This is a genomic window from Lutibacter sp. (assembly GCF_040883305.1).
Classification (GTDB): domain Bacteria; phylum Bacteroidota; class Bacteroidia; order Flavobacteriales; family Flavobacteriaceae; genus Lutibacter.
Genome location: NZ_JBFLKT010000423.1, coordinates 1 through 6272, shown reverse-complemented (window position 1 = coordinate 6272; position 6272 = coordinate 1). Strand labels below are relative to the sequence as shown.

Annotated in this window: 13 protein-coding genes; 12 read left to right on the top strand and 1 reads right to left on the bottom strand. The window is 31.7% G+C overall.

The features are described 5' to 3' along the window. The 11 genes from AB1Z17_RS13775 to AB1Z17_RS13725 all read left to right on the top strand — a co-directional run. Nucleotides 1-377: hypothetical protein (locus AB1Z17_RS13775; protein WP_368052347.1), on the top strand; the 377-nt coding region annotated here is incomplete at its 5' end. Nucleotides 378-678: 301 nt separating this feature from the next. Next, the gene (locus tag AB1Z17_RS13770) at nt 679-858 is read left to right on the top strand and encodes a hypothetical protein (protein ID WP_368052346.1); all 180 of its coding nucleotides are present in this window, start codon (nt 679-681) and stop codon (nt 856-858) included. Between the two features lie 574 nt (nt 859-1432). Further along, nucleotides 1433-1996: an MT-A70 family methyltransferase gene (locus tag AB1Z17_RS13765; protein ID WP_368052345.1), complete on the top strand. Its 564-nt coding sequence runs from the start codon at nt 1433-1435 to the stop codon at nt 1994-1996. 1 nt (nt 1997) lies between these two features. After that, nucleotides 1998-2540: a tyrosine-type recombinase/integrase gene (locus tag AB1Z17_RS13760; protein WP_368052344.1), complete on the top strand. Its 543-nt coding sequence runs from the start codon at nt 1998-2000 to the stop codon at nt 2538-2540. Between the two features lies 1 nt (nt 2541). Continuing rightward, the gene (locus tag AB1Z17_RS13755; RefSeq protein WP_368052343.1) at nt 2542-2667 is read left to right on the top strand and encodes a hypothetical protein; all 126 of its coding nucleotides are present in this window, start codon (nt 2542-2544) and stop codon (nt 2665-2667) included. Nucleotides 2668-2670: 3 nt separating this feature from the next. Further along, nucleotides 2671-2862: a hypothetical protein gene (locus AB1Z17_RS13750; RefSeq protein WP_368052342.1), complete on the top strand. Its 192-nt coding sequence runs from the start codon at nt 2671-2673 to the stop codon at nt 2860-2862. Continuing rightward, nucleotides 2852-3172, top strand: a complete 321-nt coding sequence (locus tag AB1Z17_RS13745) for a hypothetical protein (protein ID WP_368052341.1) — start codon at nt 2852-2854, stop codon at nt 3170-3172. Before AB1Z17_RS13750 ends, AB1Z17_RS13745 begins: the two co-directional genes overlap by 11 nt. Beyond that, nucleotides 3156-3434, top strand: coding sequence for a hypothetical protein (locus tag AB1Z17_RS13740; protein WP_368052340.1), 279 nt, complete (start codon nt 3156-3158; stop codon nt 3432-3434). The genes AB1Z17_RS13745 and AB1Z17_RS13740 overlap by 17 nt, the downstream gene beginning before the upstream one ends. After that, nucleotides 3435-3623, top strand: coding sequence for a hypothetical protein (locus tag AB1Z17_RS13735; protein ID WP_368052339.1), 189 nt, complete (start codon nt 3435-3437; stop codon nt 3621-3623). Then, nucleotides 3620-3751: a hypothetical protein gene (locus AB1Z17_RS13730; protein ID WP_368052338.1), complete on the top strand. Its 132-nt coding sequence runs from the start codon at nt 3620-3622 to the stop codon at nt 3749-3751. The genes AB1Z17_RS13735 and AB1Z17_RS13730 overlap by 4 nt, the downstream gene beginning before the upstream one ends. Nucleotides 3752-3782: 31 nt before the next feature. Beyond that, a complete protein-coding gene (locus tag AB1Z17_RS13725) occupies nt 3783-4025 on the top strand; it encodes a hypothetical protein (protein WP_368052337.1) in 243 nt (80 codons plus the stop codon). A gap of 772 nt (nt 4026-4797) precedes the next feature. On the opposite strand, the gene AB1Z17_RS13720 is transcribed toward AB1Z17_RS13725, so the two are convergent. Next, nucleotides 4798-4992 (bottom strand): hypothetical protein, encoded by a 195-nt coding sequence (locus AB1Z17_RS13720; protein ID WP_368052336.1) that lies wholly within the window; start codon nt 4990-4992, stop codon nt 4798-4800. Nucleotides 4993-5098: 106 nt separating this feature from the next. Between AB1Z17_RS13720 and AB1Z17_RS13715 the strand changes: the two genes are divergently transcribed. Next, the coding region (locus AB1Z17_RS13715; RefSeq protein WP_368052335.1) for a hypothetical protein at nt 5099-6272 on the top strand (1174 nt) is incomplete at its 3' end.

Here is a 6272-nt window from a genome sequence, read left to right as displayed (position 1 = left end):
TTGAGAATGTCTCTAAAGTTCATAACAGTACTAATTATGTTACTAATGAGTATAAGAACTATTATGAAAGGTTTTTGATGTTTCCTGATAGAGAGCAAAGTATTTGTAGCAAGAAAGCTAAGTTAGAGCAAATTCAAGAGGGTATGTCTATGATGCCTTTCTTATATGGTGGTGATTACGTTTATTATGATCCTATTTCATTTAAAGATGTAAAAATGGGTGATGTAATTATATATGAGCAAGAAGGAGAGAGGATTATTCACACAGTTGTAGCAGTATATGAAACGTATTTGATGACTGCTGGATACAATAATTTAGGTATGGATTATAGAGTTATGCCTGATGAAGTCAAAGCAAGGTGGTGTTTTAAAAAATGAATTACAATAGAGTTAAACTGCCTGATGGCAGATATGTGGATCAAAGCTTATCTAGGTGGGCTATTTGGAAACATAATTGGTATCAAGTAGAAGAGACTGAAAAGTTAATTAAATGTAGTAATTGTAAATGTATTCAACATAAAGCAAATTGGCATTATTTAAAGTGTATTAATTGTGATGCTTATTTGTGGGATGATAGATGGTTATAAAAATGACACTAGAAAAAGCTATTATAAAGCATGGGAACGTAAGGGCAATACCTGTATCTAAGCCTATTTATTGGGATATGTTAGATATGTATATGGGTAATTGCCTTAGAGATGTAGTAGGACACACTAAAGGAAGTACGATTTGTTTTGACTTCTATGATAACATGGGTGATTTCTACTTAGCTTACAAACCTTTACCTGAAGGTAAGACTTTATGGGATGTTGCAGAAGAGTTACCTGAAACGTATGGTAAAACCTATAATCATGAATAGTAAGTTTGTAAGAAATAAGAACATTTAAAGAAAAATCAAAATTCTTGGAAAGCATAAGCCAACCAAGAATCAGATCATATGTCGTTATATGTTTTAATTCATAGAACTATATAAACTTTTCCTTTTTTAACTTGTAGGAAATAAGAACATTTAAATATATAGAAAATAATACATCTTTATCAAAGCGAGTTAAACTCACCACGTACTGTTAAAGGAACTAATCATAAAGATTCGGGGACAATGGATTGAGGGTAAACCGACTAACCGTAGATTAGGCACAGTGAAAAACCCTTGCTTTGATTTTCTTTTTAACTTGTAGGTTTCACGACCTCTTATTTCTGATATTTTGTTCGCATTACAAACAAAAGCGAAACATTTAAATATAAGCTTACTTACTAACTTAGTATGGTTAAAACAATTAAATTCCAAAGAACTGCTGAAATTTATGCAGAATGTCCGAAATGTTCGAGCAATATACAATTTTATAATGGAATGAATCATTTTGAAGTAGGTAGTGAAGTAAGTTGTATTTCCTGCAAATCAAAATTTAAAATTTCGGAGATACAAGATTAATATGGAAAGAATTGATGTTAGTAAAGATAAGAAAAATTATAAAATAATTTATGCTGATCCTGCTTGGGTGTATCAAGACAAAGCTAATGCTGGAAATAGAGGTGCTTGTCACAAATACAAATTAACTCCTACTGATGAAATGGGGAATATTATTAAAAATATATCTGTTGATAAGGATTCGGTTTGTTTAATGTGGTGTACTTATCCTCAATTACAAGAAGGGCTTAAATTAATGGATTTATGGGGTTTTAAGTTTAAGACTGTTGCCTTTACTTGGGTTAAGAAAAATAAGGTTTCTGATAGCTTCTTTATGGGTATGGGTAGACATACAAGAGGGAATCCTGAAATAGTATTACTTGGAACTAAAGGTAAAGGAGTGCCTAGAATTAATGCAGGAATAAGAAATCTACAAATCCATAAGATTGCAGAACACTCAAGAAAACCAAATGAGATCAGGCAAGAGATATTAAAATTATATGGGGATTTGCCTAGAATTGAACTTTTTGCTAGAGAATCAAAAGAAGGTTTTGATGTATGGGGAAATGAGGTAGATAAATTTAATTAAAATGTCATATCCAATTAAAGCAAAAGGGAGTAAAACAAGACCAAAGCGTTTACCTATTGATATTAACGAAGATGAATTTGGACAAATTTTAGAGAATACTCCTAAGAGAAGGCACAGAGTTGCCTTCCTTATGGCTTTTGGTTCAGGACTAAGATTAAGTGAAGTAATAAATTTAGAACCTAGAGATTTTGATTTTGAAACAAATCAATTAAAAGTAAGAGAGGGTAAAGGTAAAAAGGATCGAATAGTGCCTATTCCTAAAGGTTTCAAAGAAGAGTTCTTACACTTTATTCCTTTTGAATTTGAGAATAGAAGCTTACAGAAAGCCTTTAAACGTGCTTGTGAGAAGGCAGGAATCTTTAATAAAAAGCCTTCTGCTACTTTCCATAGTCTAAGGCATGGATTTGCAACAACTTGTTTAAGGAAAGGAATTAGCCTTAGAGCAATACAAAGAATGTTAGGACACTCTGATCTATCTACTACTGGAATGTATTTAGATTTGTGTCCTGATGAAATACTTAAAGAGTATCAGGAGAAGTTTTAGAATGAAAACAATTAACGAAAAGTTCACAGATGAGGAATTTGAAAAGATGCAAAAGGTAAAAGGAAGTCAAAACTGGCACGATTTTATCTTACAAAAATGTTCGCAAAAGTCAAATGGAGATTCATAAAAGATGAATAGAGAATATTGTGATTATTGTGGAGATGAAATAAAGTCGGATTGGGATGAAAATAGTTTAGTGTTATTTGAATCAAGTAGAATAATTATAAGTGTAAATGGGCTAAGAGATTTAGCTTTTTGTAATAAAAAATGTTGTTTTAAATATCTTGCAAAGGAACATAAAGAGGTTACTTATGATGAATAGAAACTTAATGGAAGCAAAATTGATGCTTAATATAGGGGATTTTATATTGAAGAAAGTAACAGAATCATCTCCTGAATGGGAATCTGAATTAAAGGGGAAATACAAAAAAGCTTATGAAGAATATATTGAAACTATCTTAGAAGATATTGAGTATGTAAAGAGTGCTAAAGATATGTTGAAAAAAGAGAAAGATTTAGAAACTGAACTACTGGAAGCAGAAAAGTTTTACGCTGAATGTTTGTTTGTGTATATTCAAAATAAATATTATTTAAGAAATAAGGAGGTCATAATTGATGAAAGGAATATATAAAACTAAACCGATAGAGCTTGAAGCAGTTGAATGGACTGGGAAAAATTTTAATGAGTTAATCCAATTCTGTGGCATCGAAAATCTCGGAAAACACAATATTGATTCACAGGAGATACAAATTTGTACCTTAGAAGATGGGGATAAAGAGGTTCAGCACATAGCTAGTAAGGGAGATTTCATTATCAAAGGTTTAATAGGAGAGTTTTATCCTTGTAAGCCTGATGTTTTCAAAAAGAAGTACGAACTTGTGAGGTTACTTTAGATGAAGAAGTATAAAAGAGTAATAACTTGGCACATGAATGATGTAAAAGAACTTTCAAGGAAAGATATACTTACTATTTTAATTTTGGGAATGATTCCTATTATTAATATAGTTTTAATTGTAGCCATTATTTTAGATTATGACGTTTATTATGAAGAAATAAAAAAAAAGGAGATTCATAAAAGATGAAATTCGTAAGTGATAGCAAATTAATAAATGATATGGATAAATTATGTGTCGGATATTCCCATGCAGAGATAATTCATGCTTTAGAATTTTTAAAGTTAAAAATATTAATTGAAGGAGGTCATAATTGATAAAGATTAGTCAAGATAAAAAAGTATAAAAATGGCAGAAGAAAATAAACGTAGAGGTCCCGATTATAAAGGGGATGGTGCAGCAGCATGGATTAACAAAGATAAAAATGGAAATGATTATATTTCTGTTAAAATATTAGGAACTTTGGTAGTAAATTTATTTCCTACTCCTAAAGAAGAGCCTAGTGAGCTAACTAAGCTTAATGAAGCATATAAATCAGGATTAATTACTAAAGAAAAGTATGCTGAAGAGGTAACAAAATTAATTCCATAGATAAAAAAAAGAAGTGCAGGGATTTCATAGAGAAATATGTAGAAGTTTCTGCTAATTATAATGAAGTCCTTGAAGAAATGCTGCAAATTGTTTAATTTTTTTATTTTTATTCAAAACCTTTATATATTAGTACTTAAATAGTATTAATAGAGCTGATAAAAATATCAAAGGTAATAAGTTCTAATAATGCAACAGTAACAAAGGATTCTAAAGGTAGGACTAAAATAGTTTTAAATTCAAGTTCTAAAAGATCTTCTTCTAAATCAAAATCATCTAGTAGTTCTTCTTCTTCTCGTTTTATTAAAGGAAAGGGGGGAACTGTAAAAGATACTCAAACAGGAACTACTTTTGTTCCAGATCAAAGTAAAGGTGAAACTCAAGCTTCTTTACTAGAAAAAAAATTTTCAAGTTCATCATCAAGACCTAGTGAGGCTCTTAAAAGTGCTATTTCTACAATCCAAAAGGAAGTAATAACTCCTCAAGCTAAAGAAATTATTGCTAAATCTTCTTCTAAGCCTTCAACTGCTGAAAATATTGTTAGAAGTAGAGTTTTAACTGCAATTAAAAGGGATCAAGCTCCAAATCTTACTGCTGGAAGAACTCCTCAAGAAAAAGCAATAAATCAAGCTATTAGTCAGTCTTTTACTGATGTAAATAAGCAATTAAGACCTTTAAAAGAGCAAGGTGGTACAGTTAATGTAAAAGGCCAAAACATAGAAATAACTATTCCTGCAACTCCATTACCTCCTAAAATAACAGGTACTTTTGAGCCTCAAACAAAATCTGAAAGATTTTTTGGGACAACAACAGGAAGAATTGCCTCAGGCTTTGCTTCAGGAGTCTTTTTAAACAAAAAAGAATTACAAAAATTACAAACAGTAAAGCAGACTCCTACTTCAAAAGCAGTAGATTTAGCTACATTTCTTGGAAGTGTATCTAGTATTGCTTTAATTGGTGCTGGAGCCACAAAGGCTCAGGCAGCTGCATCTAAAGTACCTTCTAAAGCTACAAAATTACTTAGAGAAGCTGGTACTGCTTTTGTAGGTGGTTCAATTGCTAAAAAAGGAATTGAATTGACTGCACCTAAAGAACAAAGAATAGCTATGAAAAGCGATATTTTTAAAGATGCCTTTAAAGGTACCTCTGCAAGGCAAGGCTCATTTATACCTATCATTACTGCAACTGGTGGAAGAAAAGAAGACTTTTTAGCCGACTTTACACAGCAAGTCGCTAAATCTGTTCCTCCTGAGCAAGTAAGTACCTTTACTAAAGCTGCTGAAAAAAGACTTATTGCTGGAGAGAGTGTTAAGTTTGCTGAATTGTTAGGTATGGAAAGAATTTCTGAATTAACTGGAAGAAAAGCTATTAGTGCTGCATCTAAAAAATTAAGTGTAAGTCCAAGGCAAAGTAAAATTTCTTCAAAAGTTGCATCGGATATACTTACAACCCCTCCTAAAGGAATTAGCTATGCTGATTTTATTGCTGCTAGTGCAAAGCAATCTACATCAAACGTTTTAAAAAGACAAACTTTAAGAGAATCTAAAGTTTTAAATAGATTTCTTCAAACTGCTAAAATTATTGCTCCTATTGGAGCTGTTGAAGGTGGATTTCAAGAGTTTAGTGATGCAAAGGCTGCTGGTAGAAAACCAAGAGTTGAAAATGTTTTATTAGGCGTAGGTGTTGGTGCAGCTACTGCAGGAGTTTTAGGAGGTGCGATATTATCTCTTCCTAGAAGAGGTGGGCTTGTTTCTGCTCCAGTTTCATCATTTAAGAGAAGATCTGTGGAATTAACCGGATTTCTGCTTGACCCTTTAGAAAAACCCGGAGATTTACTTGCTGATTTTACAAGTCCTCAAGCTTTTTCTAGTTTAGCTAGTAAAAATTCTTTAATGCTTTCTACCAAAAAGGCTTTTTTAGCAACTCGTAGATCAAGAGTATTTACTCCTTCATTTAGTTTAACTTCTACTCAGAGTCCCTCTATTTCTGAAACTTCTACAAATAATAATGTAAGTGGAGGAAAAGTATTTAGCTTTAGTCCTAGTGTTAATTTAACTTTACCTCAAAGCATATCTCAAAGTACTGTTTCTACACCTTCCGTATCTGAAACTTCTAGTTTTTCTCTTAATAGTACTGTAAATGTTCCTTCTAGCACTAGCACAAGTGTTAATACTAGCGTTCCTACTAGTACTTCTACTAATGTAAATACTTTTCTAAGTGTTCCTACGAATGTAAGCACTAGCGTTCCTA

Bases quoted from the DNA above. Each gene is read 5' to 3' on its own strand.
- AB1Z17_RS13770 (WP_368052346.1), top strand. From the start codon at position 679: ATGGGTAATTGCCTTAGAGATGTAGTAGGACACACTAAAGGAAGTACG.
- AB1Z17_RS13765 (WP_368052345.1), top strand. From the start codon at position 1,433: ATGGAAAGAATTGATGTTAGTAAAGATAAGAAAAATTATAAAATAATT.
- AB1Z17_RS13760 (WP_368052344.1), top strand. From the start codon at position 1,998: ATGTCATATCCAATTAAAGCAAAAGGGAGTAAAACAAGACCAAAGCGT.
- AB1Z17_RS13755 (WP_368052343.1), top strand. From the start codon at position 2,542: ATGAAAACAATTAACGAAAAGTTCACAGATGAGGAATTTGAAAAGATG.
- AB1Z17_RS13750 (WP_368052342.1), top strand. From the start codon at position 2,671: ATGAATAGAGAATATTGTGATTATTGTGGAGATGAAATAAAGTCGGAT.
- AB1Z17_RS13745 (WP_368052341.1), top strand. From the start codon at position 2,852: ATGATGAATAGAAACTTAATGGAAGCAAAATTGATGCTTAATATAGGG.
- AB1Z17_RS13740 (WP_368052340.1), top strand. From the start codon at position 3,156: ATGAAAGGAATATATAAAACTAAACCGATAGAGCTTGAAGCAGTTGAA.
- AB1Z17_RS13735 (WP_368052339.1), top strand. From the start codon at position 3,435: ATGAAGAAGTATAAAAGAGTAATAACTTGGCACATGAATGATGTAAAA.
- AB1Z17_RS13730 (WP_368052338.1), top strand. From the start codon at position 3,620: ATGAAATTCGTAAGTGATAGCAAATTAATAAATGATATGGATAAATTA.
- AB1Z17_RS13725 (WP_368052337.1), top strand. From the start codon at position 3,783: ATGGCAGAAGAAAATAAACGTAGAGGTCCCGATTATAAAGGGGATGGT.